The organism is Cellvibrio fibrivorans (genome assembly GCF_031457055.1).
Classification (GTDB): domain Bacteria; phylum Pseudomonadota; class Gammaproteobacteria; order Pseudomonadales; family Cellvibrionaceae; genus Cellvibrio; species Cellvibrio fibrivorans.
Window position 1 is genome coordinate 1 of the sequence record NZ_JAVDVX010000011.1, and the last position, 25,399, is coordinate 25,399.

Genomic DNA, 25,399 nt, shown 5'->3' on the forward strand with positions numbered 1-25,399 from the left:
AAGTCCGGGGTATACCTATTTTCCTCACTTTCACTAGGGATAGCGAAAGTCCTAGGCTGGGGGATATAGGTTTCGACCGTAGAATCAAATTCGAGGTGAAGACAATACTTAGACTCTAAGATCGATTCCACTAGGATGGTTTTACCGCCATTTGCTTTGATCGCTGGGAAGCGAACAATATTCTTGACGGCTGACATTTTGAGCTTGCGGGCGGGAATATTCATTTCGAGCATTTCCTAAGCATCCTTGCTCAAAATATACTCTACTTTATAATTTTATCCTATAAATTTATAACCTTATCCTATAAATTTATAAACTTTACCTATAATTCACATTAGATGTGGATTATAGGGAAAGCTTATAAAAACAGGGCCGAAATACCTACGTTTCAGACAATTTATAGCAATAGTTTCGCTATAAATTTATAGGAATAATTTATAAAAATTTACCATCCCGCGGTTCTTTATTAGCATCACCTAGTAAAGGCGCAATAACTTGAAATCGTATCGAACGACGATGTTACCTGGCTAATGTGAGTGATGTGGAGCTAACGATGCGGCATTGCTCGTCCTGCTAATGGACTGGCCGGGACCGCATGTGGGACTACGCTCCAAACCATGCGGGCGACCAAGTTTTGGTAAAGGTAGATATAACCCAAAGACGTATTTCAAAATTATATCAAAGTCCCTCCGCAGTTTTCCAATCAAAGAGCTAATGTACCGGCAGTAATGCGGTAGAGTCGAAGACTGGCGAGCCGAGTTTAGGTAGTGGCTTCCTACTCCTGCTCTTCTGATTTAATGCAGGTGACACTCCCTCTACCTTGCTCACGTTTCCAGCCCCCGCTCATCGAACCGGACGTCCAGATTTCCCGCTTCCGGCTCTCGGACAAAACATCACAAAACTACCGCAACACACATTGATCGCAGTGAAAGAAACATAGGAATCGATATCGGAAAAAGCATGCTGGATGTCTGCATTTTTGAGCTCGATATTTATTTGCAGTACCCCAATACAACGGAAGGGATTCGGGAATTAATCACAAAGCTATCGCGTTACAACCTCGCGCGTATTCTGGTTGAGGCAGCTGGTGGTTACGAAAGAGGTTTGGTGGAAGCCTGCGCCGAAAGGAATTGCCAGTGATTATTGTCCAGCCAACCCAGGTTCGTCAGTTTGGCAAAGCGCACGGTGTTTTTGTAAAACAGATAAAATTGACTCGCGGCTCATTGCACAATTTGGTGCCATTTTGAAACCGGAGCCAAGGCCTCTTAATGACAAAAAAGCACGCTATATCAGGGATTTACTCTCACGCAAGCGCCAGCTGAATGAGTTGCGGACGCAAGAATTCAACCGTCAGCACAAAGCGCCTGCGATTCTTGCAGCAACCCATAAACGCATGTTGAAAGTGCTCGACAAAGAAATTGAAAGCATCAACAAGTTGCTCACCAAAACCATTAGCGAAGTCACTGAATGGCAGCGCACTTATGAGATTCTGAGCTCGGTGCCGGGTGTAGGCGACGGTGTTACGTTTACGCTCTTGAGAGAGTTACCTGAATTAGGCCAGTTATCGCCACGCAAAATCGCTGTGCTCTGCGGGTTAGCGCCATTTAATCGCGATAGCGGCGTGATGAAGGGACGGCGCAGAATTAAAGGCGGTCGCGCACCGATTCGCACAGTGCTGTACATGGCCATGCTAAGCGCGATTCAGTGCAATCCAGTAATGAAGAAATTTTACCAAATACTCGTCGAGCAGGGTAAGCACAAGAAAGCTGCACTTACTGCCTGCATGCGAAAAATGATGACTATTTTTAATGCCATGGTGCGCGATAACTGCGAGTGGCAAGCGAATTAAATTTGCGTTGCAGATGTTGATTTTTTACCACAGTCGCTTGTTAAAATTTTGTGTACCTTTTCATAAGGTGCTTTTCAAGGATTATTCTTTGCGAAACAAAATAACTGAGAAAAGCTAATGCAGAAGCAATAGAACCCTTTACGATGTATACAAGTGGTTCTTGTAGCGAAACCTTTAAAACAGTAAATGCCAAGCCCGCTATAACTGCACCAGTTATAAATGCAAAGATACCGACCGTTATTCGTAACCTTTTTGTTTCAGCTAAAACTCCGGCCAATATTTTATATTTCTCGTTGATTGAGAGTACATCTGAGTCAGGGTGTAACCTTTCTATTAGCCTTATATATTCTTTCATTGAATGGTATTCCTTTGCTTCGATATTTTAACGAATGATATGGACTCCCCCTCTTAACACGCAGCCCCGTGCCAGCGTAAATTATCGGTGATGCCACAACCACCAGAGGAGCGATTTCCATGAATCTTACAACACTCGGTATCGATTTAGCGAAAACTTCTTTTAGCCTGGTCGGCATGGATCAGCACGGGAAGGTAGTCTTACGCAAAACACTCAAGCGAGCTCAGATGTTACCTTTTATTGCCCAGTATCCAGCCAGCCTAATCGGCATGGAAGCGTGTAGCGGTGCGCACTACTTGGTGAGAGAATTTACCCGCTTGGGTCACAAGGTCGGCATTATTGCCATCAAGTTTATCGCGCCTTTCCGCAAAGGCGGCAAGAACGACAACAAAGACGCCGAAGCAATTTGTGAAGCACAAAAAGCTATCGCTACAACCTTACTCGTATTCTGGTTGAAGCAACCGGTCGCTACGAACGCGGCTTAGTGGAAGCCTGCACTGGAAAGGAATTGCCGGTCATCATTGTGCAACCTACGCAGGTGCGTCAATTCGCCAAAGCACAAGGTGTCAATGCCGAAACAGACAAGATAGATTCGCGAGTAATCGCCCAATTTGGCGCAGTGATGAAACCCGACGTCAGGCCATTAAACAGTAAAAAAGTCCGCTATATTAGGGATTTATTAGCGTATGGATGACACTCGCCAGATGACGAGCATTAAGATCAAAGCAAGCACACAAAACCCCATGTATCCCCTGGAACAATATCTTTCAATGGATTAGCCTACAAACCATGGTCGGCTCGAACTAACTCCATGCTATCTTTTTGCCTTGCCGTACAGCAAGACCAACTTTTTAAGCTTACGCAATTCGTTCAGAAACTGAATGTGGACCGATTCAGCTATCGTCGTCGATGCCTGAGACAAGACTAATAGCGTTATGCAAAAATTTTCCTATTTATCCCCCCCTCCCTAAACGAAAAATCAAACCAATTTATTTAGATAGCGAATAGCTTCCATCATGGCACGGCCATTGTGATAAGGGCATTTCCAAAAGCCGACTTTATAATAGGCATCCATATCGGGTTCATCCAGGTTGGACAACCAATGCCACTCTCCCTGCTTGTGATCAATTTGATAGGTTTTAATAAACTGCCAGACGTTTTCAGCGGCGCGATAAAACCTTTCTTCACCACAAGTTGTATAGGCGTAGACAAAACCAACCAAAGCTTCCGCCTGCACCCACCAGACAGTATCTGGATTAATTTTGCACGTAGCGAAATCATAGGAATCAATCACCTGTCCCTGCTCGCCAATTGCTTCATCCATAGTAACCTGAGCTATTTTAATTAGAGTCGGGGTTAGCGCATCGCGGTATGCATCGTCACCCGATGACTCCAACGCTTTAGCGATTAACCAGCTGGCTTCAATATCGTGACCATAGGTATAGCCGGGAGAAAAATCTTTCCATTCCAGATCCATAAACATACGCAGATGATGCGTATTTCTATCGATGATGTATTTATCGAACATCAGAATATTGTATTTAAGCGCCGCTTTAATTTCCGTGGAAGGCTTCGCTTGGTACAGCGTAGTATAGGCCTCCAAGATATGCAGATGAGTATTTTGTGACTTGGGGAAATTCAAATCTTTATCGCTGAGGCGCAAATCTTCAAGTACATCCCACTCGCGCGTAAAGGCCTCTAGATAACCTTGATGCGTGTGATCAATTGCGTATTGCTCAACCAACTTAAAACATTCCAGCGCACGCTCGAGTGCTTGCTCATCGCGCGTGAGCTGGTAGTAAGCACAGAGAGCGTAAATGGTGAACGCCTGCGCATAGACTTGTTTTTTGGTATTGATGGGCACAGCGGCCGCATCCAACTCCCAATACACACCGCCCTGTTCGTTATCGAAGAAGTGCGCGATGACATAATTATATGCGCGCGTTGCGCAGCTGCGATAAGCAGGATTATCAACTTCCTGTGCGACTTCGCTAAAAAACCACAAAATGCGTGCATTTAAAATAATACCTTTGCTCGCATTTTTGACAGGCTGATTCTCAGCATCAATTTCGCCGTAGAATCCCCCCTGTTCATAATCAACCGTATGCGCGGCCCACCAATCAGCAATTGCAATTAATTCCTGGCGGAACTCTTGTTGCAAGGATGTAAAACGCGTTGGGAGACTAGCGACCTGCATGGGTTACACCAAATCCTTGAGTACATTTAAATTTGCGCTGATCAATTCATTGCGTACCGCAACAGAGGCAGCAGAACGCAAACCATCTTCCGGCGTGTTTTTGCAATAGTCGATCAGCTTTTCCACGGTTGATGTCGCAACGTGCATGCGGGTATCCGAGGACGCGTAATAAATAAAGACGTCATTTTTTTCATTCACAATCCAGCCGTTGGCAAACGCCACATTGGACACATCGCCCACCCGTTCAGCGCCGTGCGGTGCAATAAAGTGACCTGCCGGGCTATGGCTGACAACCCATGGGCGCTCTAATTCAGTCATGAACATATAGAGGGTGTAACGCAAACCGGCAGCGGTATTGCGCACACCGTGTGCCAGATTCAACCAACCTTCCGCCGTTTTAATCGGCGCCGGGCCTTGGCCATTTTTGACTTCTTTAATAGTGTGATAAACCTTGCCGTCTACAATCACTTCCGATTTCACTTCGGCGCGGGTCATGTCATCCACCAAACCCCAACCTATGCCGCCACCGCCGCCAACACTGATAAAGCCATCTTGCGGCCGCGTGAATAAACCGTATTTGCCATCGATAAATTCCGGATGTAAAACCACGTTGCGCTGCTGGCCGGAATAAGTAATTAAATCGGGCAAACGTTCCCAGGTAATTAAATCTTTGGTGCGCGCGATACCACATTGCGCTTCAGCAGCAGAGGTATCGTTCGGGTGATTTAAATCTTTGCGCTCGGTGCAAAATAAACCGTAGATGTAACCATCTTCATGCGCAGTCAAACGCATATCGTACACATTGGTGTCCGGGCGTTCGGTTTCCGGCAGGGTAATCGGATAATCCCAGAAGCGGAAACTGTCGATACCGTTAGGGCTTTCGGCAATTGCAAAAAACGATTTGCGATCTACACCTTCAACACGCACGGCCAAAATATATTTGCCGTTCCAATAGAGCGCGCCTGAGTTGAACGCCGCATTAACGCCTTGGCGCTCCATCAGGAATGGATTGGTTTTTTCGTTCAAATCGTAGCGCCAAAAAATCGGCGCGTGCTCAGCTGTGAGAATTGGATTTTCGTAACAATCGTAAATGCCGTTACCGGTTGCTCTAACGGCATTCTTCTTGGTGATCAATGCATCGTGTTTTTGTAACAGTGCTATGGCTTTTTCTTTAAAACTACTCATGTTCTAAGTACTCCGATGAGTTTTGCTTGTGTGTCACTCCGCTATACATTTGATGGCACAGCAGACTTTATAAGTAATCGATTACATTGCAGTCAAAAATTTTTGCCCCGCAGATTACTCTACAGCGCAAAATTTATTATCAATTTTTAACTAACAAGTGCTCATCATTAGTGCCTTGCAGAAGCGAGGCAGGTGTATCGGCGGCATAGTCCTCCAGCTTTTTGTACCAGTTGAACCAAAGAAAAATACTGGTAGCAATAGCAACGACCATGGCCACAATAAATTCCGGCCAATGTTTGATAACCATAAAGATAGGCGCAGCCACCAACGAGGTTTGCCACACAATGCCCACCACCACATTGATTGCATCGCGCGCGAAATTTTTGTTAGCGCCAACGTGTGGGTGATCTTTTTGCACTTCCGTTAATACCGGCGCCCAGAAACCCCATGGACGCACTTTGGTGTAAAACTTTTTCAGCACAGCGATATCGTCCGGTTTGGTCAATAGCGAACCAATTACGCAAGCGGCGATACACGCAACAAACATAAAGGGGAACGCATTGATTGGAGCAATATCGGTAAAGATCAACGGAAATGCGATTGCAAAACCGGCGATCATTCCCCAGAAATAACCGTAACCGTTAAAGCGCCACCAATACCACTTCAAAACATTGGACGCGGTGTAACCACCGTAAAGCGCGCTCACCAGCCATTGAATGACTTGATTGAGGGAAGGAATAAAAAAGCCGATCATGACGCCGAGAATGACAAACAACACTGAAATAAAATAACTCATGTGCACGTACGTTTTGGGCGCGGCATCGGCATTGATATAGCGCTTGTACAAATCATTCACGACATAAGCGGGCGCGGCATTTACCGTTGCGGCAAAGGTAGACATAAACGCAGCAAGCAAACCGGCAATCAATAAACCCAACAACCCACTGGGCAAAATTTCTCCCGCTAACACCATCGGCAAAATTTGCTCGAAATCGACATCTTTCCCCATCGCATTCAAGTCGCCCATAAACAATCCGAGCGCAAGCATGGTTAAACCAGCAATCAACATGTAGCGCGGAAACATCAACACCACAGTAACAAGGCCACTCATTTTGGCGGCTTCTTTCGGCGATTTTGATGAAAGTACACGCTGCATATCATAAGTGGGTTGCGGCCCAGCCAAGCTTTGTAATGTACCTTTAAATAACATCAGCATAAAAAAGATAGCAAACAATTCATAACCATCTGCGTCGATTTTGTCATTGGCCGCAGCCAGTTTTTCTGACCAATCCAGATGCAATTCCCAGCTAAAGAAAATACTTGTCCAGCCTTCCGGAATTGCAGCATTGAGCATTTCCGGTGAAACGCGCTGCATCGCAATAATGCCCACTGCAATACAGGCAATTGTCATGATGATGAATTGCAACACCTCAGTGAAAACCACACTGAACATGCCGCCCTTCACAACATAGAGTGTGGTGATAGCAGTGATGATCAAACCGTAATAGACATCGTTCATATGTGAATCGGTAGATAATTGCCACGGCATAAATACCGCTGCAAATTTACCGATACCGATAAATCCGTACGCAATAAATCCAATCACATTCACCAGCGCAAACAACACCACAATCAAATGTGAAAGGCGTGCGCCCCTGCCTTCGCCAAAGCGGAAGGTAATCCACTCAGCGCCAGTCATCACGCCCGACCGACGCAGCCAAGTGGATATGAATACCATCAAAAAAATCTGGTTAAACACTGGCCACAACCAGGGAATAAACACGCTGGTAAGCCCGTACACAAACAACAAATACACCAGCCACATAGTGCCGGAAATATCGAACATACCCGAGGCGTTAGATAAACCTAATTGCCACCAGGAAAGTTTATTGCCGCCAAGGAAATAACTTTTAATATCTTTTGATGCGCGACTGGAGATCCAGAAGCCCACCACCAGCGTTGCGAGGATATAAGCAAGAATGATGGCTATATCCAAAAAAGGAAGATTCATGAACACATTCCGAAATTATTATTGAAAATAAACCATATCTTTCAGCACTCTCCTGAGCGGACATACTTCTCAGCATTCAGAATTACACCGCCGCCAATGTAACCGGTTACACTGTCTTATGCTAGCCTCTTGTCATGAGCTGCAGTAAATATTTCTGCAAATAATCAAATTTCCAATAAATCAGTTAATTCACGTTCTCCCTCGGCTCCTAAAGGTCGTTTTATGTCCAACATTCGCGATGTTGCTCGCTTGGCTGGTGTATCTGCTGCCACTGTTTCACGAGCCCTAAGCCACCCAGAAAAAGTCTCATACGAACGCCTTGAAAAAGTCCGTAAAGCTATCGCACAGGTTGGCTATCGCCCTAATATGATGGCCCGCAATTTCCGTTTTGCGCGCGCTTACGCCGTTGTAGTATTGGTACCCGATATTTCCAATCCTTTTTATTCACTTTTTATTCGCGCACTGGAAGACCGTGCCCAGCAAAAAGGTTATACAGTGCTTTTGGGCGATACTCGCGGTATTCCAGAACGCGAAATTGAATACATCCGCCGCGTAGAATCCCACTTGGCCGATGGGATCGTGCAGTTACGCCCCGACTCGAAGACAACCCAGAACAATATGCCGCCTGATATACCTTGCGTGAATGCATGCGGCTGCGAATACACCGTTGGCCCAGCAATCCGAATCGACAATCGCTCTGCCGCCAAGACAGTGGTGAATTATTTAATATCGCTCGGGCATAAATGCATCGGTGTGATTTCCGGCCTGAAAGACAATCCGCACGCTATTGATCGTCTTAATGGCTATAAAGAAGCGCTTGCGGAAGCTGGTATACCGTTCGAGAAAGACCTAGTCACCGAAGGTGACTTCACCATGTGGTCCGGCCTCAATGCTGCTGTCAAGTTATGCAATATGAAAGTACGCCCTACCGCCATTTTTTCAATGAATGATGAAATGGCCATAGGCGCAATGCAAATCTTGAAAAATAAGGGCATCCGCATCCCGGAAGACATGTCTGTGACTGGCTTCGACGACATTGCTTACTCGAAATATTCCGACACGAGCCTTACTACTATTTCGCAACCGGCGGAAGAGATGGGCAAGATGGCGATGGACATGTTGGTGCAAGTGATTGAAGGCGAACCGCTGAGCCAACTCGAATACGTATTGCCAACCGAATTTATTATTCGCGAAAGTACCGGGCCAGCTCCAGGGAAAAAATGATATTGGAAGATTGTTCAGGCGCAAATAAAAAACCCCGGCAAGCCGGGGATAAACAACAACAGCGGGCTATGACTGAACAATTTATCGCCAATATAAATGGATAATTAAAGATCACTGCTCATCGCCAAAAACGAAAAAAGTAACCGACCATCAATGTATATGTGCGAATAGAAAGGCCTTAGCGGGATGCATTATGCACAAATATGTAACCGGTTACAATTGTTTTCCCGAAACTGTGTATTCACGAGGCGATCAAATAGTCGGCGAGGATTTATTGTGCTACTGCTTCTCCGTCGCGGGACGCGGATTATGGCCGATATATTTGATGACTTGATCGCTGTGCTCGCCCTGCAAGCAAACATACCTGGTCCGCTCTTATCACCAAAACCAGGTAAATCACGATAATTTAGCTCTAACTTGTATAAAAATTTCCCGTTCTGCCTATGTTTTTCGTTTGCCCCACGGCATTTCATAACCTAGTATAAAGGAAGAATGTAACCGGTTACTTAAATTGCCGGATATTTTCAATTACAAGAATAAGCTTTCCCTTATCTGGTATCTCTTATGAAGTTTGTATCCTCTTTTTTGCTGGCAATATTAACCGGCTGGCTTTTACTGGGCCTATTCAACAATATCTGCTATGCAGCTGTTACCGGCGAAATCACTTTTTACTCTAACCGCGTCGATTTGGTTACCAACGGTAGTTATGCCCGCTGGGTAAAAGAGTTTCAAACATCCTACCCTCAGGCACGTGTAAAAGTTGAAGGAATTCCCGATTACGAAGCAAGCATGCCCAAGCGTTTTGAAGCGCGCAATTATGGCGACGTAATGTTGGTACCTCGGGATATGCCCAAACAAACCTACTCAAAATATTTTTTACCGCTTAATGATTTGCAATTACAGGACAAAATTTACTTTCCCAATAATTGGGAATTTGATGGCAAGCAATATGCCTATACGCAAGGTGTAATTGCAGAAGGGCTTGTGTATAACAAACGGGTATTCAAATCTGCTGGCATTGAAAAACTTCCTACAACACTTGATGAATTAATGACAAATGCAGCAAAACTTAAATCAGCAGGCAAAGTGGCGATTGCGCTTAACTTAGGTGCGGCTTGGCCATTGCAGCAGTGGGACAAATCAGCGATGGCACTGGCGAGTGATGGAAATTACTTTGCCCGTATGATTACAGACGATGCGCCGTTTTCCTCAGGTAAACCCTATTATCAATCGCTAAAAATTGCCCATACCCTTTTCGCCTCGGAGTATAGCGAAGCCGATTTTATTCTTAATAATTGGGAACAATCCAAGCGCGACTTTATCGCTAATAAAAATGCCATGTTTTTTCTAGGTAACTGGGTGATTCCGCAATTAATTGAGTCAGGAATGCGTAGCGACGATATAGGTTTTATCCCTTTCCCTTTTGATAATAGCGGCAAGCCTAAAGCCATTTTAAATTTTGATTGGGGCATGGCTGTCAGCCGTTACAGTAAAAACCCAGACACAGCTAAAGCATGGATTAGATTCATGATTACCAAATCCGATTTTGCCGATGTTGCTGGTTTTATCCCAACGGATAAATCGCGCAATACCGCCATGCCACAGCTAGCCGAATATATGGACTATAAACCGGAAATAATCCAAGCCGCGCCAGAAAGTAATGATTTTATTCGTATGGCAAATAAAGCAGGTATGGATTTCATGAGCGGTAACTACATCCGCAACATCTTAATAAGTCCTGATTTTGATGGCAGCATGGCGTATTGGAACAAACGCTGGCGTCAGGCAAAAGAAAATTTCCAAGCAACTACCTTTGGTGAATAACATGAATAAATTATCCATAGTTGCGCAGGTCATTTCCGGCTTTGCGGCGCTATTAGTACTGCAATTTGTAGTGGCCGCATTCAGCGTTACCAGTCAAAAATACCTTTCAGGCAATATAGATTTGTCATCTGGTGTCGTTACTCCCTTGCTGCAATCCAGTTCCTTATTAACGCAAAACCTGCAGGGTGCAGCGCAAGCCGTCAGCATGCATGCTGCAGAACAGGAATCAACCCAACTTAAGGATTTGCAAACGAAGTTCAGTGCCTATCAGGAGGCATATCGCCGTGAATACCGTGATGCCGAAGATTATGGCGAGGATATTCCCGAAATCGCCGAGCGGCTTGAATCACTTAATCAGGCTACGGAATCTACCTTCACCCAAGCTGAATTTCATCTTAAAGCACATGAAAAAATGCTTCGCGCTCGTGACAGCGAATTTCAAGCATTGCGCCAATTTGAAGATAAATGGCAATACTTTAACGCGGAAATGAAAGACATCCGTTTCAATATGGCAGATGCGGATATTCCATCACAATGGATATTAAACTCCATTGAGCAAGACGCTAATGAGGCATCGGCATTACTTTCAAAAATACCCTCCATTCATGAAGCGGGCGAATTAGCCGAGCGTACACGAGAGCTTCAATACTTCTGGAGAAATATCGAACGAAAATATTCTGTTATGCGACAGCGGTTTCCAGCAGTTGCAGAGCCGTTGCAGGAATCCATTGCGATATTAAAAAAACATATTGCCGCTGATGATGGCGTATTAAATCAACAACAACAGCTATTGGCGTCTGAGTCAGACAGTCGTCGCCTGCTGCAAGCGTTGGTGGAACAACTGGATAACAGCATGGAAAAACTTGCAGCCCTTAACGATCACCTCAAATCATTATCTGATAACTCAAGCACCGATACTCGGGCAGCACTATCAAGCGGTGGTGCCACTATTTGGATAGTATTCTTTATTTCGTTATTAGTAGGCGTTGCTGTTGCAGCAAAAGTAGTATCGGGAGTGCGTAAACCTATCAAACAATTGGTAGGTAGACTGGAGTCACTCGCCCAAAATGATTTGCGTGATTCCCATGAAAAATCCACTACGGGTGAATTTGGAGAAATATCCACGTCACTGGATAAACTCACTAACAATTTGACTGCGATCATCCGCAATCTGAAAGATCAAAGCGGACGTCTGCTAGTGATGGCAGACGGCGCTAATCGAATCAGCTCAAATTCACGTCAGCAAATTGATGCACAAAAATCCCAAGCCGAAACTCTGGCATCCGCTGTTACTGAAATGGAACAAACAGCACGCCATGTGGCTAATAATGCTCGCGATACCAATAATGTGGTCTTTGATATTTATTCGTCCACAAAATCTGGTCAACAGGTAGTAAATCGCAACAAAGAGTTAATTGGGAATCTAAATGACGAGCTGAATACGGCTACCGCTGTTGTTGAAGGTTTGCGTAAGAACTCCGATGGCATAGGCTCTATTATTTCGGTGATCAATGGCATAGCAGCTCAAACTAATTTGCTTGCCCTTAATGCTGCAATTGAAGCAGCACGCGCGGGCGAACAAGGAAGGGGCTTTGCGGTAGTGGCCGATGAAGTTCGCACTCTGGCAACACAGACCCAAAAATCCACTGCGGAAATTACCGACATGATTGCAAATCTGCAGTCAAGCGCAGTTCAAGCAACCGATATCATGCTGCGCAATAAAGCCGTCGCAACCTCCTGCGTTGAACAATCTGATCTTGCCAGTAATGCACTTGCAGGTATCGCCAATGGTCTTGATCAAATTAAAGATATGACAGCGGCGATAGCTCAGGCAGTCAGTGAACAAAGCAGTGTAGCTACTGAATTAGCCAAAGGAGTGGTTAGCATGTCAGATATCGCTGATAGCGTGCAACGCGAAGCCATAGAACTGGAACAATCCAGTGGAACATTAACACAAATGGCAAGAGAACAAGAACGCCTTACCAATAGCTTCGTGCTTCGGTAATTTTTGAATCACCAACTAGCATTCATGCTTATGTAAATATCGTTACTATCATTTCATCCAGTAAATATCGCCATTGCTTTAACAGTAGGAATACATATGCAGTATCGAAACAGCTTTAAAAAAATTGGTTTATTGGCAGCGTTACTTATTGCGCATCACACCCACGCATTCGATGACTTTATTAAGCGGGATGGATCGCTCTTAAAGGATGGAGGGAAAACGTTGCGCTTCGCTGGTTTGCAAGCACCAGAACTTCATCGAATTGAGGATGATGCCAAAGGGGTATGTAAAGCAGATCCGCGTGGTTGGGGCCAGTATTTTAAATGGCCAACAGCGGACGAACAGGAAAACTGGTTTCAGTCCCTTGCATTTACTGGCCATAAGGTCATGCGCACTTACGTACTATCCGTAGAGCAAGAATCCGATCCACTCTGCCAACGTGAAACTCATATATCAAAGCCTTTGGCTGGGGAACAGTTTCCTCGCTTGAATGAAGATGCGATGGTTCATTACGACCGAATGATCGCGTTAGCGGACAAGTATAAAATCCGCCTGATCCTTCCGTTTATTGATCACTGGCCTTGGTGGGGGGGACGCGAACAATTAGCAGCATTTTACGGCGAACAAGCTGAAGATTTTTATAACACAGAAAGTAAAACCTATGCAGCTTACCAAAACATCATCAAGCAGGTCATAAACCGTAAAAATACCATCACCGGTCGCTTATACCGCGATGAAAAAGCGATTATGGCGTGGGAAACAGGAAACGAGTTAAAAGATACTACAGCCAGTTTTTTACAAAAAACTGCGGCGCATATTAAATCATTGGATCCCAACCATTTGGTAGTGGATGGTAACTATATTCAAATTCACGACTTTGCGATTAAAGATCCCAATGTCGATATTATTTCTAATCACTACTATGAAAATGTAGGAAATTTAACCCCTGCGACAGTAACTGCTGATCTGAGAAAAATTGCTGGAAACAAAGTTTATATTATTGGTGAATTTGGTCTATTGGATATCGCTCAACTATCGGCCATCGCAAACGCCGCCATAGAGCAAGATTACCACGGCCATAAAACAGCAGGTTTTTTTATCTGGGGACTACGTGGTCATCGTCATGATGGGGGCTTTTATTGGCATCTCGAGCCCGCCAATAACAAAACCTATAGTTATCATATTCCGGGCTTTCAGGAAGGAGAACACAATGAGGAATTGGCTGTAGTGGACTTGGTGCGCAAATCAATTGCTGCATTAAATGGCGATAAAAATGTAGCGCCTTTACCAAAACCATTGCCGCCGATACTACGTCCCATCACTAGCCAAGCGAATATACGTTGGATGGGTTCAGCGGTTGGACGTAATTATCGACTTGAACGAGCCACTAACCTCGAAGGACCGTGGAAAATACTCGCCGAGAAAATTTCGGACGGCATTAATAGGTTTGATCCGGCTACAATGACTTTGTTTACAGACAAACAACAATTATCCAAGGGAGTTTATTATTACCGGGTAATTGCCATCAATGAATCAGGGGAATCTGCACCCTCAAATATTGAAAAACTGGAAGTTCGTTGATCATCTATCGTGCTTAAATTAATCTTTTAAAAGCAGCAATGTCAATTCTCGCTAGTTCAATTTTCACTGGCGAGAATGACACGATTGCGCCCTGCTCTTTTTGCTTCATATAACGCTATATCTGCTCGTTTTAACGCAGATTCAAATGAGTCTGAGGGTGAAACCATAGCAAAACCCGCGCTAACAGTTACTTTGGGAATCGTTTCCAGTCCAAACGGATACTCGCCAATAGCAATGCGAATCTTCTCCACCAATCCAACACCCTCCGTGGAATCGCGAATCGTACAGATAAGCACAAACTCTTCACCACCCCATCGCCCGAAATTATCACTGTGACGAATAACATCTTTAGCGATTCGTGCGACATTCACCAACACTCGATCACCGGAATCATGGCCACACTGGTCATTAATCGATTTAAAGTGGTCGATATCAAACAACGCAATCCCGATTCCTTTTTTAGTTTCGTTGTTGGCAAAGACGCCTTCGGCTATTTGCCCTAAACCAAATCGATTATAAATACCCGTCAACGGATCGGTAATCGCACGGGTTCTATAGGCTTCTGCACGAGCACGCAACACAATGTGATTATGGCGGTAATACAACGCAGCGAAAATCAGCGCCGCATAAATAGTGTATGCCCACCAGGTTTTCCAAGGCGGTGTTTGAATATGCATTATCAGCGGTTCTGCTTCCTGCCAGTTCTCATCATCGTTAGAGGCGCGAACACGAAACGTATAACGTCCCGGCTCTAAATTTGTATATGTGGCAGTTGCCTGACGCCCGGTGTCGATCCATTCACGATCAAACCCTTCTAATTTATAGCTGTAATGCATGGTTTTAGAATTGCGGTAATCAAGTGCAGCAAATCCAAATGAAAACATTGTATCTGTATGAGGCAGAGTGATTTGATCAGATATCACAATTGGAAGGACCAACGGCGAATTATTTCCAATCTCAACTTCCTTATTAAAAATACGGAAACTGACAAGGCGAACAGGAAACTTTCCAGAATCATCCCTCAACTCTGCAGGGTGGAAACTGGTAATACCTTCAGAACTTCCAAAATATAAACGTCCATGCCGATCTTTTAACAATGCTTCCCGATTGTAATTACTCCCCGCCAAATCAGACTCTCTTCCAAAAATGGTAACTGCCTGTGTAAGTGAATCTATTTTGACTAAACCGTTTCCAGTTATCAGCCAGATGTTATGGTTATCGTCTTCGAGTATCCCCGAGACATTTTGAGAGGGTAGGCCGTCTCTGACATCAAGGTAGCGAAATGTTTTTGATTTAGGATCAAAAATATTCACCCCGCGGTGTTGCGTGCCGATCCATATTTGGCCTTTGCTATCTTCAAAAAAAGCTTTTGTGTTTTTACTATTTGTTGAATCAGCTAAACCGGTCTCATAAGGTAAATGGGTAAAAATTTGTGTCGTAGGATTAAAGACGTTAACGCCGGTATAACCTCCAATCCAAAGATTATCTTTGCTATCCGCCATCAACGAGGAAATAAAATTTCCAGCTATTCCATTTTGTTTTTTTGGATCGTGATAATAATGAATGAAGCTGTCTGTGCTTCTGTCATAGAGATTCAAGCCACCAGTTTCAGTACCGATCCAAATATTATTCTTGCTATCTCGAGTTATATCCCAAATGAAGTCGCTATTTATCGCTTTTGGATTATTTTTATCGGGAAAATAGCGCGCAAATTTTCCTGTTTTCGGATCAAGCCTGTGTAATCCACCAGCCCAAGTACCGACCCAGATTTGGCCATCAATATCCTCTTCAAGCGCTAAAATAGCATTTGCCCGTAATGCATGTGGATCAGCAGGATTAGCAAGATAACGCCTGGATATTCCCGTCTGTGGATCTAACGCATTCAATCCACCCTCAGTGCCAATCCAAAGGGTGCCGTTTTCTGCCTCTATGATTCGCAAAATTGTATTATGAGAAAGACTGGTGGGATCAGAAGGTTTGGTGGTGTAGTGCCTGAACACATGAGTACGACGGCTAAAAAAGCTAATGCCCGATGGCGAAGCACCAAACCACAGATCTTGGTTTTGATCTTCATAGATTACGCGGAGCTGATCTGAAACCAAACTTGTTGTATCGTAAGATCGGTGTCGATAATGGATAAATTGTTCCGTATTTTCATCAAACCTTGCCAAGCCACTTTGATCCACTGCAAACCAAATCGTACCCGAAGAATCTTGTTTTATATCCCATATCACATTGCCACCTATCGAGCCTGGAACCTCCGGTCGATAAGGATAATGAATAAAATTAGTTGAACCAGGATCCAATCTGTCTATGCCGCCACCATAGGTGCCTAACCATACTCTACCCTTCCGATCCTGATGAATTGATCGCACGCTGTTATGAGCCAAAGAGTCTGGCTTGTCAGGATTATGCAAAAAATATTGAAAGCTTTCTGATTGCGAATTAAAAACTGCTACACCCATACCCGCCGTGGCTAACCAAATATTTTTGTCTCTATCTATAAAAATATCACGTATTTGTTCAATATTTGGCTCGATAGGAATAGGAGGTTGAGGGAGAAAAAATGACATCGATTGACGATCAGCATCAATAATATATAAACCTCTAGCTGTACCTACATATAAGCTGTCATCGGCGGCAAGCTCAAGAGCAGAAACAGAGTCAACCGCAATTTGAGAAGACCCAACATGACTTACTCTGGTGAAACTGTTCGTTCTCACATCGAAATTTACTAATCCACCCTCAGTTGCAAGCCATAAAATATTTTTTGCATCAACCACCATTTGGAAGATATAGTTTGAAGGTAATGTTTTACTATTATTCGGATCAGATTTGTAATGAACCAAGGTTCGACCGTCGTAGCGTGCCAGGCCATTCTCCCCGCCGATCCAGATAAAACCCAGTTTGTCCTGGACTATTGTATTTACACTGCCAAGCTCCTGACTCACCCTGTCCCGGTTATCAAAAGGAGTGGTAAATCTCATATCAACGAAGTCAAAGCCCTTCCCGTTCGCTAAGACGCTGGAGCAACAACAAGCTAGCATCAAAGCGCAAGCTCCAATGCGGGCCATAATTCTGATCATAACTGACTTCAAGCGAATGCCTTTTAGGTGCGGACGTAGCATTAGATTGTTTAAAATTTAATGCTTAAAGAGTAGCAGATTAGAGCCAGTAATTTGGCAAGGCATATACTTAAGAGTTATATAAAATTAAAGATGTGTATTTTTTGTTATTGGGGATTTAATGACGGACTTCAAACTAGAATTATTTTAATTTTTTGCGGAACCTCCCTTTAGCATTATCGGATACTGACTTTCCATATCAAGGACTGATTTACGAGGCGTTTAACTCTTACTCATCCACTAGCTGATCTGCTCTGCACGACAAATATGGGCTTCACGATTTCTCGGAAGCCCGCTTGAACTAGAAGCAGCAAATTTCCTCTCAATGAGTACTTGTGCGTCCTATGTAAACATTCCTAGCACGATAATAGGTATCAGATGTTGGTCCTGGTGCGCCGGCTGATCCTTCCATTTGTAAATTAATAATCACCCACATCGGTTTTCCTACAAATCCTGTTGCTCGATGTACTGCATACCATGTTTCATCAATATAATAATGAACATCGACATCGGTACTATTAACTTTCGTAATCCATGCACGATATTTATGCCAATTATTTGGAGATGAGACTGAAACCTTAGTAGTCGACACATCACTTGAAGTGCGAAAGGTGTTAAACCAATTTGTTGCACTCCCTTTGAATTCCAGAATGTCCAGCTCTGGTGGCCAAGTCCAGGCTCCCGTTAACCAAAATGCAGGCCAAGTGCCTTTCGATGTTGGAGCTTGAAATTCTCCTCTGACTTCCCAGTTGGGATATTGATCATTCACCAAGACTTGAGTTTTAGCATGAATCGCACCCGAGTGATATTTAATAGTTAAATAAGGATCCGCTTTACTCTTCCCTTCAGTAGCACTAACTGGCGTCGCTTTTAAAACCAATACATTTCCGTTTTCAAGATAAATTTGTTTATGGTTAGCAGAACTGCCATACATGCGAGCAGTGCCGTTGTGGTCGGACCCCCAAGGATAGAGGTAATTCCAATGCTTCTCAAAAGTTGAATAATTTGAGAAGGAATTACCATCAATCAAGCTCTCCCATTTAGGGGCTGAATCGTTACCACCAGCACACAAGCTCTTGCCGATACAGCTTTGATTGCTTTCCCATCCCCATCCACTATCTGAACCAGTGCAGACGGGATAATTAATTCCATTCCAATTACAAGCAGTTGATGGTTTTGAAGTTACGCAGCTCTGGTTGTTCTCCCAACCCCAACCATCGCCATCTGGATCTGATGCACTACCATTACAACATTGCGGATAGCCACTTGTCGTTATACCGCATCCACTTACAGCGTTAGTTAAAGATCCACCGCCGGACGTACAAGATGTTGCAGCGATACAACTTTGGTTACTTTCCCATCCCCAGCCGGATGATTGGGTCGTACAAAGTGGGTACATGCTGCCATACCAATCACATTGGTTTGCCGATACAGATGTACTCACCGCAGCAAGAATCAGTAGTGCAAGTGAACTGAGTAAATTTTTCATAAGATCTCCAAAATTATTATTAATTGAACATTCCGACGTAGAACATCTGCAGGAGAAAAACGATTCCACGAAGGTGATGAAGGTTTTAATAAAACGTGAACTTGAAACAAAAATTATTATGTAACTAACTGCATTCATAACTAAATCCAGGGAAAATTCAGGTTATGAATAGCTTGTATTGTGATCAAATATGTAAACGGTTACAATATTGATTTGATCTAAAATGCCATTTTTTGGCGCTTTAAAGCATATCAACTAAGAAGTTAACCATAAAAAATGGTAACGATTACATTTTTTGGCTCCATAGAAACCAAAAAAGCCCCCAGCCGGTTGCCCAAACTGAGGGAAGAGGATCACTGATTTGATCAGCGATGGAGTTGTTCTCAAGTTTTACTGGATTAACAAAAGATACTTTTCAGAATAGTTTTTAATCACATCACAACTAGGCTTATGTAGATCCATATGGATTTTGTCGCCCTCTTTGTTGGTGCCGATAGCCCCCAGTTTGGTTAACGACATTTCCGCTGCATCCAATGCACAATAGAATTGATAGCCATCATGGTTACCGGACCAACCACCGGTTGGTTCACCATAGGGGCCTGAGCACCATTGGCAACCTTGTAACGGTGTTCCGCCATTACCCCACTCTTTACCGGACAATTGCCAAATCAGGAAACCACCAATTGCATCCTTATTGGCATAAGCTTTGGCGTACCAGCTTTCCATATAGCTCGCGCGTTGCGCCAAAGACACCGCAAGGAATGCATCAATAGCAGCTTGTCCTGAAGGAATGCTTTCAGTTTGCGAACCAGTGGTGCGCTTTTTATCAACTGGCCAACCGAGTTCACCGATGTAGGCAGGCTTGCCGACTTCACGCGCGAGATCGGCTAGCTTTTGGATATTGCCGATAACTTGTTCGTCAGTCATTGACCAGGCAGTTGGGTACAAGTGGCCGCTAATCGCATCAATATTTGGGTCGCGATTTAATTCCGCCAATGATGCATAAGTGTCTTCAAATGCAAGACCAAACGAAGACTCAGAACCGATTGAAACCAACTGATTAGGCGCAATGGATTTAATATGTGCGGCAATATCAGCAACCCACACTTTAAAATCGGGGAAGTTACTGGTGGTAAACCGCGGTTCATTGGCCAACTCCCACATCATAATAGTCGGATCATCTTTATAAGCTTTACCCGTTAATGGATTAACATGGTTCAGCAAATTGGTGATGAATGTTTTGAACAGTGCACGACCGCTTGCACTTGAGTAAGGACCGTAGTCTTCGATTTTTCCGAAGTAATCCCAGTAGTCAGAAAGCGACAATACTAAACGCAGATCGTAGGCTTCTGCTTGTGCAACATAGTTGTCAAACAATTCAAAGCTTCGCGCGATCAGCGCTTTCTCTTCGGCGGTGCGTTCAGCTTCAGGTTTAACCAAAATAAAACTGCTGCCAGTTTTTTTGTTGATGCATACACCATCATGTGTGGATGAACCATTACAGAACATCCAGGTACGCACAACTTTCATATTCAATGCAGCAGCACGCGCAAAGAAATCATTCGCCATGCCTTCCGGTTTGTACATCAAATAATATTGGTTCGAACCATTAAAGTAGAATGGCTTGTTACCTAATACGAATTGGGTCCCTGAAGTTTCTACAAATGTTGGCAAATTGGTAGTACCTACAGTTACACGCAATGTAGTACCGAGTGTCGTACCTTCCATACCAAATTTCACGCGGTAAACACCGTCACCTTGTGTTGGAATGGTCAGTGGACTTGCCCCTTGGTAAACCACAGTAGCACCATCGTTCACACTGTAAGTTAAATTACCGGCACCCAACTTTTGATAAACAACTTGAATATTACTACCTGATGGCAATTGCGCGAAATTTGCTGGCGAGCTAATAGTAAGACCACCCAGCAATTCCAATTTCACGCTGTGGGCGTTTACATAGCCCCAATCGCTGCCACCGACTTGGATACCGAAAGTATGTGAGCCAGCGGTGAGTGTTTTAGTTTGTGTGTAAGTGACTGGCGTTGCAGTTTCAGTAAAGCTGTAACTCAGTGCAGTGCCATCCATCACCAGCGAGTTCGTTTTGGTACCATAAGGTGAACTCCAATCCAGGCTAATACGATATTCGCCTGTTACAGGAGCATCAACGGTCCAAATCACCGCACTACCTGCGCCTTGCAATTCACCTACGCCTGCTACTACTTGCGCAGGAGCCGTGATAGTTGCGGTGCTAGGATAATAAATCCAGGTATTGCCAACAGGTACAGTCACTGAAGATGACGAACTGGAAATACTGCTCGCAATTTTTGAAGAACTGCTCAATGAAGAGCTGGTTTTTATACTAGAGGAACTGAGTGAACTGCTGCGGCTCGTCGATATACTGCTCAACGAAGAACTGGATAATGAAACAACACTTAAAGAACGTGAACTTGAAGAAACCACGCTACTTGAGGTGGATGCATTTCCTATCACACCATTAGGACTGGTGAGTTTGGAGCAATCTGCCAATGCGATACAGCTCTTACTATTTTCCCAACCCCACCCGCTGGTTGTTTGGGTACAAATCGAGTAAACACTGCCATACCAATTGCATTGGTTACCACTGGCAACACTGGTAGCCGCAGAACTTTTGCTTGATGATGTCTGGGTACCAGAACATGCCTGGGTGAATTGCCATGCATCCCAAGGGTCAGATGGATTAGGGATTTTGCCGGGATTTATCCAGTAACGCGCTTTGTATTCCGCGTTTTGATAAACCACCAATTCACCACCTTTGTAAGTAGTGGAAGATGACCAGGCCGTAGTTGTACATGCTGCATTGGCTTGCCAGCCAATAGCAGTTACTGCGAGCCCTAGAAAGGCTCGGGAAAGAGTTGGAAACTTCATAGAATACCTGCCGATTGATATTAGATTTATGTGAACCAGCGCAAGATCGGGAAATAACAAATTCGGCAATCGCCGAATAAAACCTTCACACCCTTGCGAATCCCCTCAAACCCCACTCCGGGGTTTTATTTTTTTCCGTATAAAAACTATTTATTTTTTTAGTATCTGGATATCCGCTCCAGAAGTTTTGAAATCGCAAAACTTTGATAACTAGCTGTTTATTTTTATCGCCATTAGAACAAACGTCCTCAGCTCTGTAACCGGTTACATTATATGCCGATTGATAGAATTGAGTGAACATAAAAAATGTATTGCACTTCACTAAAATAAAATTAACTTTTTTGTTTTTAAAGACATTTAAATTTAGGAAATTATTTCAAAGAATAGTAATTGGTTACATTTCAGCAAAAAAAACATCCGCGTGAAAATTTGAAGAACCCAAACAAGATATAAGTTTCCCCTTCGTAAATTTTTGCAATAAAAAGCCCCTAACTCACATCAGGGGCTTATGCTTTTTTAATTTAGTACTTCACTTGCAGGCTCAAACTGGTACGGCGTTCGTTAAAGTAGTACGAATCAATATTGGACTCCCATTGGTTGTAATACTCCTGGTGCTCCTCGGTCAGGTTGGTGACTTGCAGTGCGGCAGTTATATTGTCGGTGAATTCATAACTGAGCGATGCATCAACATAGTTTGTGGGCTTTTGGTAGTAAGCGAAGTTACGGTTGGAAATGTTGGTAGTGCTCACAAACATCTCACTGCGATAGTTGTGTGCAATACGCGCCTGCCAACCATCCATCTCATACCAGAGGGCAAAGTTGGATTGGTATTCAGAGTTCTTGCTTGCCGGAGAGGTATCGCCGTAGTAATCGACATTGGTACTTTCACTCGGTGAATAGGTGAAGTTGGTATCTATACCAAAGCCGCTCCAGAAGCCGGGCAGGAAATCAAACGACTGTTTGTAGCTGACTTCCACACCTTCAACCGCATCGCCCTTTTCGTCGAAGCTGACGGTTTGGTCTACCGGAATGGTAAAGCGAGCTACGCCATCATCGTCGGGAATATCGCTACGTTGAGTTGTGATCAGCTTGGTGTTGGTCAGCCCCTGGACCCAAAACAAACCTAGGCTCAGCATGCTGCTGTCGTTGATATACCACTCGTAACTCAGGTCGATATTATTTTGCATGTTGGGCAGTAAGTTAGGGTTACCCAACTGATTCGCACGGGTAGCACAGGCAACTGGGCCACCGTTAGGCCGGGTGATGCCGCAGCCGTTGGTACGGGTAACGCTGAAACCACCACCGAGGCTGTCTGTATCGTGAGTGCCTATCGTTTTTGTGTACGAGAAACGCAGCAATTGATCTTCGGTTAAATCCATGCTCAGGTTAAGTGCCGGCAGGATTTCATCATACTTATTGACGGTAGTGATTTGATCGCCAACGGTCGCCTCCATACCTGGGCCAAACAAATAGTATTGACCGTTAATTTCTGCACCAAGTGTTGATCCGCCAACGCTTTGGGTAATGGTGTATTCCGTTTCTATATAGCGCAGGCCGAAGTTACCTCTCAGGCCATGCCCCCAGAGCTCCTGCTCAAGATTGGCTTGTACATAGAAAGTCGTTGTTTCATCTTTGAGGTCATAACTGGTCGCCGCATTAGGTACCAGGATATGTTGACCATAGATTTCCTTATGCCACGCTACCGGATCATCCATAGCTTCCGGATCGACAAAGTAAATGGTGCCCAGTCCGTTGGTACCATAGAAATCGTCGGTGCCGCTGATCATTCCGCGTGCATTCAAGTCAGTGAATGAAATAGGCGGCACATAGGACTCGCCGGTAGTTGGTGCAGGTGAATCGACATCCTTCCAGCGTGCAAGGAATGCATCACCGTATGCGTTAGTACGTAGCAATGCACCAATCCAGCCGTTCTTTTCTACATTGCGCTCGGAGTAACGCAGGCCCACATCAACCGAAGTAATGGTATTGAGCACTGGTGAACCGAAGTCATAGTTACCATCGGCGCGGAATACATCCATATCGGCATTGGAGTAAGTGCCAGTCAAGTTGGTGGACTTCAGACCGTAACGATCGAGGTTGCTACCAAAAACTTCGTTAACAGTAGTGGCATTACCATCCGCATCAGTAATAGGTAATGCGCCGGTTGGTAACGACCAATGTTGCTTGCTACCAGAATAGGAAATGCCTATAGGAATATTGTCTTGTACGCCGTCAATCGGGGTTCCATCGGGCATTAACGCATCATAACTGCCGTAGCCGCCCGGGTTAGCCGAACTGGATTCGCCATCAATTGGACGGTAGGTTTCCCCCAATTGGGAGCCGTCATTCAAAAGTGAATCGATGGTGCTGTTTGCTGAATCGTCATTAGCTTCACCGTGAACCCACCGCAGTTTGCCGGTAAGGGCACCGCCATTATCAAATGCCAACTCCAAATTGGTATTGAGCGATTCTTTCTCGGCGGCGATGGTTTGGCTTTGCGCAATTACACGACGAGCCTGCAGCAACGCTGATGTCATGGTGTAAAGGTTGCCATCTTGCTGACTTACACTGCCATCAGCATCGTTTTGCACCATATTCCGATACATGGTGACTGAGTCGGCGTCCGGGGTTGTCCAGCCTACGTTTGACCAACCATGTTCAGCTTGGAATGCGCGTGAGTAAGTATGCTCATCCAGTTTGGTGTAGAACACGTCTCCAGTCAGTTCGAGGGAATCACTGAATTTGTACTGGGCTGAACCGTTGATACCGGTACGTTCGCGGTCGATAAAACGATTAGCAGCCTGATGGCCTTCAGCGACGTAGTAGGAATCGTTTGAATCGCCATCACCGTTGATATCTACATTCGCTTCCGGAAAGCTATTGGCTTCGTTAGCACTAAAGCCCCAACCAGCATAGTTGCCAGAGCTACCTCCCATAATGCCATTCCAATAATCAGCCAAATAGGATGTGCCATAGGAGAGGTTAAGTGATGCTCCGAATTGGTTATCGTTGTTGTAACCAAAAAAACCCGAGTAAACACCATCAGTCTCTTCACCTAATGATCCCTGAATAGCCTCTACTTTTCCGACAGCGGTAAAGCCATCATCCAATAAAAACGGTCGGTTGGTTTTCAGGTTAATGGTACCGGCCAAACCGGCAACGACATTTTTGGCTTCGGCTGATTTAAATACTTCAATGCCTGACACCATGGTGGAGGGGATATCGGCAAAGTTGGGCGACACAGTGGTGATAGATCCGGCCGACAGCATTTGCTCGCCGTTGAGGGTGGTAGTGACGTTGGAATTACCGCGAATATTTACGCCGGTACCTTCACCACCGCTACGAGTGATCTGAACACCGGGAACACGTTGTAGCGAGTCGGCAATAGTTGCGTCAGGCAATTTGCCAATATCGGTGGCGGAAATGGCATCAACGACAGAAGCAGCATTGCGCTTGGTGTTGATCGAGTCAACAGTCGCCTGGCGAATCCCCGTTACCACAACTTCTTCAACCGCGTCATCTTGAGCCAGGGCAATGCCAGTGGGTTGCAGTATGGCGAGTGCAATACCCACAGACAGCATATTATTTTTAAAAACCGTTCTTTTAAATAAATGGTTTTGGGAAGACATGATTCATTCCTATTTTAAATT

At 44.6% G+C, this 25,399-nt stretch carries 17 protein-coding genes; 8 read left to right on the forward strand and 9 right to left on the reverse strand.

Translation table 11 applies throughout. The annotated features are described in order from the left end of the window. Window positions 1–233: hypothetical protein (locus J2X05_RS20315; protein WP_310076145.1), on the reverse strand; the 233-nt coding region annotated here is incomplete at its 3' end. Between the two features lie 727 nt (window positions 234–960). Here J2X05_RS20315 and J2X05_RS20320 point away from each other — a divergent pair. Beyond that, on the forward strand, window positions 961–1,140 hold the full coding sequence (locus J2X05_RS20320) for a hypothetical protein (protein ID WP_310076147.1): 180 nt from the start codon (window positions 961–963) through the stop codon (window positions 1,138–1,140). Window positions 1,141–1,327: 187 nt separating this feature from the next. Next, window positions 1,328–1,849 carry a transposase gene (locus J2X05_RS20325; RefSeq protein ID WP_310076150.1) on the forward strand — a complete coding sequence of 174 codons (522 nt, stop codon included), beginning with the start codon at window positions 1,328–1,330 and terminating at the stop codon, window positions 1,847–1,849. 40 nt (window positions 1,850–1,889) lie between these two features. Here J2X05_RS20325 and J2X05_RS20330 read toward each other — a convergent pair whose 3' ends face one another. After that, window positions 1,890–2,204 carry a hypothetical protein gene (locus J2X05_RS20330; RefSeq protein ID WP_310076152.1) on the reverse strand — a complete coding sequence of 105 codons (315 nt, stop codon included), beginning with the start codon at window positions 2,202–2,204 and terminating at the stop codon, window positions 1,890–1,892. 119 nt (window positions 2,205–2,323) lie between these two features. Between J2X05_RS20330 and J2X05_RS20335 the strand changes: the two genes are divergently transcribed. Both J2X05_RS20335 and J2X05_RS20340 read left to right on the forward strand, forming a co-directional pair. After that, window positions 2,324–2,689: an IS110 family transposase gene (locus J2X05_RS20335; protein WP_310076153.1), complete on the forward strand. Its 366-nt coding sequence runs from the start codon at window positions 2,324–2,326 to the stop codon at window positions 2,687–2,689. Further along, entirely contained in the window at window positions 2,689–2,898 is a 210-nt protein-coding gene (locus J2X05_RS20340; protein WP_310076155.1) for an IS110 family transposase, read from the forward strand. Before J2X05_RS20335 ends, J2X05_RS20340 begins: the two co-directional genes overlap by 1 nt. Window positions 2,899–3,183: 285 nt before the next feature. On the opposite strand, the gene J2X05_RS20345 is transcribed toward J2X05_RS20340, so the two are convergent. The 3 genes from J2X05_RS20345 to J2X05_RS20355 form a co-directional block, all read right to left on the reverse strand. After that, window positions 3,184–4,401 (reverse strand): AGE family epimerase/isomerase, encoded by a 1,218-nt coding sequence (locus J2X05_RS20345; protein WP_310076157.1) that lies wholly within the window; start codon window positions 4,399–4,401, stop codon window positions 3,184–3,186. A 3-nt stretch (window positions 4,402–4,404) separates the two neighbouring features. Beyond that, on the reverse strand, window positions 4,405–5,586 hold the full coding sequence (gene mgp130, locus J2X05_RS20350; protein ID WP_310076159.1) for a 4-O-beta-d-mannosyl-d-glucose phosphorylase Mgp130: 1,182 nt from the start codon (window positions 5,584–5,586) through the stop codon (window positions 4,405–4,407). Window positions 5,587–5,725: 139 nt separating this feature from the next. Continuing rightward, window positions 5,726–7,597: a sodium:solute symporter family protein gene (locus J2X05_RS20355; RefSeq protein ID WP_310076161.1), complete on the reverse strand. Its 1,872-nt coding sequence runs from the start codon at window positions 7,595–7,597 to the stop codon at window positions 5,726–5,728. A 222-nt stretch (window positions 7,598–7,819) separates the two neighbouring features. Between J2X05_RS20355 and J2X05_RS20360 the strand changes: the two genes are divergently transcribed. From J2X05_RS20360 to J2X05_RS20375, 4 genes are all read left to right on the forward strand, one after another. Next, window positions 7,820–8,821, forward strand: coding sequence for a LacI family DNA-binding transcriptional regulator (locus tag J2X05_RS20360; RefSeq protein WP_310076163.1), 1,002 nt, complete (start codon window positions 7,820–7,822; stop codon window positions 8,819–8,821). A gap of 564 nt (window positions 8,822–9,385) precedes the next feature. Next, a complete protein-coding gene (locus J2X05_RS20365; RefSeq protein WP_310076165.1) occupies window positions 9,386–10,645 on the forward strand; it encodes an ABC transporter substrate-binding protein in 1,260 nt (419 codons plus the stop codon). Between the two features lies 1 nt (window position 10,646). After that, window positions 10,647–12,650: a methyl-accepting chemotaxis protein gene (locus tag J2X05_RS20370; protein WP_310076167.1), complete on the forward strand. Its 2,004-nt coding sequence runs from the start codon at window positions 10,647–10,649 to the stop codon at window positions 12,648–12,650. Window positions 12,651–12,746: 96 nt separating this feature from the next. Beyond that, window positions 12,747–14,231, forward strand: coding sequence for a glycoside hydrolase 5 family protein (locus J2X05_RS20375; protein WP_310076169.1), 1,485 nt, complete (start codon window positions 12,747–12,749; stop codon window positions 14,229–14,231). 56 nt (window positions 14,232–14,287) lie between these two features. On the opposite strand, the gene J2X05_RS20380 is transcribed toward J2X05_RS20375, so the two are convergent. From J2X05_RS20380 to J2X05_RS20395, 4 genes are all read right to left on the reverse strand, one after another. Continuing rightward, on the reverse strand, window positions 14,288–17,317 hold the full coding sequence (locus J2X05_RS20380) for a two-component regulator propeller domain-containing protein (RefSeq protein ID WP_310076170.1): 3,030 nt from the start codon (window positions 17,315–17,317) through the stop codon (window positions 14,288–14,290). A gap of 361 nt (window positions 17,318–17,678) precedes the next feature. Next, on the reverse strand, window positions 17,679–18,845 hold the full coding sequence (locus tag J2X05_RS20385) for a carbohydrate-binding domain-containing protein (protein ID WP_310076172.1): 1,167 nt from the start codon (window positions 18,843–18,845) through the stop codon (window positions 17,679–17,681). Window positions 18,846–19,235: 390 nt separating this feature from the next. Further along, window positions 19,236–21,749 (reverse strand): CBM35 domain-containing protein, encoded by a 2,514-nt coding sequence (locus tag J2X05_RS20390; RefSeq protein WP_310076174.1) that lies wholly within the window; start codon window positions 21,747–21,749, stop codon window positions 19,236–19,238. Between the two features lie 521 nt (window positions 21,750–22,270). Beyond that, window positions 22,271–25,378 carry a TonB-dependent receptor gene (locus J2X05_RS20395; RefSeq protein ID WP_310076175.1) on the reverse strand — a complete coding sequence of 1,036 codons (3,108 nt, stop codon included), beginning with the start codon at window positions 25,376–25,378 and terminating at the stop codon, window positions 22,271–22,273. Window positions 25,379–25,399 lie beyond the last annotated feature (21 nt).

Excerpts from the sequence above, each read along its gene's own strand:
- J2X05_RS20355 (WP_310076161.1), bottom strand. The coding sequence starts at position 7,597 with ATGAATCTTCCTTTTTTGGATATAGCCATCATTCTTGCTTATATCCTC.
- J2X05_RS20370 (WP_310076167.1), top strand. The coding sequence starts at position 10,647 with ATGAATAAATTATCCATAGTTGCGCAGGTCATTTCCGGCTTTGCGGCG.
- J2X05_RS20360 (WP_310076163.1), top strand. The coding sequence starts at position 7,820 with ATGTCCAACATTCGCGATGTTGCTCGCTTGGCTGGTGTATCTGCTGCC.
- J2X05_RS20390 (WP_310076174.1), bottom strand. The coding sequence starts at position 21,749 with ATGAAGTTTCCAACTCTTTCCCGAGCCTTTCTAGGGCTCGCAGTAACT.
- J2X05_RS20385 (WP_310076172.1), bottom strand. The coding sequence starts at position 18,845 with ATGAAAAATTTACTCAGTTCACTTGCACTACTGATTCTTGCTGCGGTG.
- J2X05_RS20330 (WP_310076152.1), bottom strand. The coding sequence starts at position 2,204 with ATGAAAGAATATATAAGGCTAATAGAAAGGTTACACCCTGACTCAGAT.
- J2X05_RS20380 (WP_310076170.1), bottom strand. The coding sequence starts at position 17,317 with ATGATCAGAATTATGGCCCGCATTGGAGCTTGCGCTTTGATGCTAGCT.
- J2X05_RS20365 (WP_310076165.1), top strand. The coding sequence starts at position 9,386 with ATGAAGTTTGTATCCTCTTTTTTGCTGGCAATATTAACCGGCTGGCTT.
- J2X05_RS20395 (WP_310076175.1), bottom strand. The coding sequence starts at position 25,378 with ATGTCTTCCCAAAACCATTTATTTAAAAGAACGGTTTTTAAAAATAAT.
- J2X05_RS20375 (WP_310076169.1), top strand. The coding sequence starts at position 12,747 with ATGCAGTATCGAAACAGCTTTAAAAAAATTGGTTTATTGGCAGCGTTA.
- J2X05_RS20335 (WP_310076153.1), top strand. The coding sequence starts at position 2,324 with ATGAATCTTACAACACTCGGTATCGATTTAGCGAAAACTTCTTTTAGC.
- mgp130 (WP_310076159.1), bottom strand. The coding sequence starts at position 5,586 with ATGAGTAGTTTTAAAGAAAAAGCCATAGCACTGTTACAAAAACACGAT.
- J2X05_RS20320 (WP_310076147.1), top strand. The coding sequence starts at position 961 with ATGCTGGATGTCTGCATTTTTGAGCTCGATATTTATTTGCAGTACCCC.
- J2X05_RS20345 (WP_310076157.1), bottom strand. The coding sequence starts at position 4,401 with ATGCAGGTCGCTAGTCTCCCAACGCGTTTTACATCCTTGCAACAAGAG.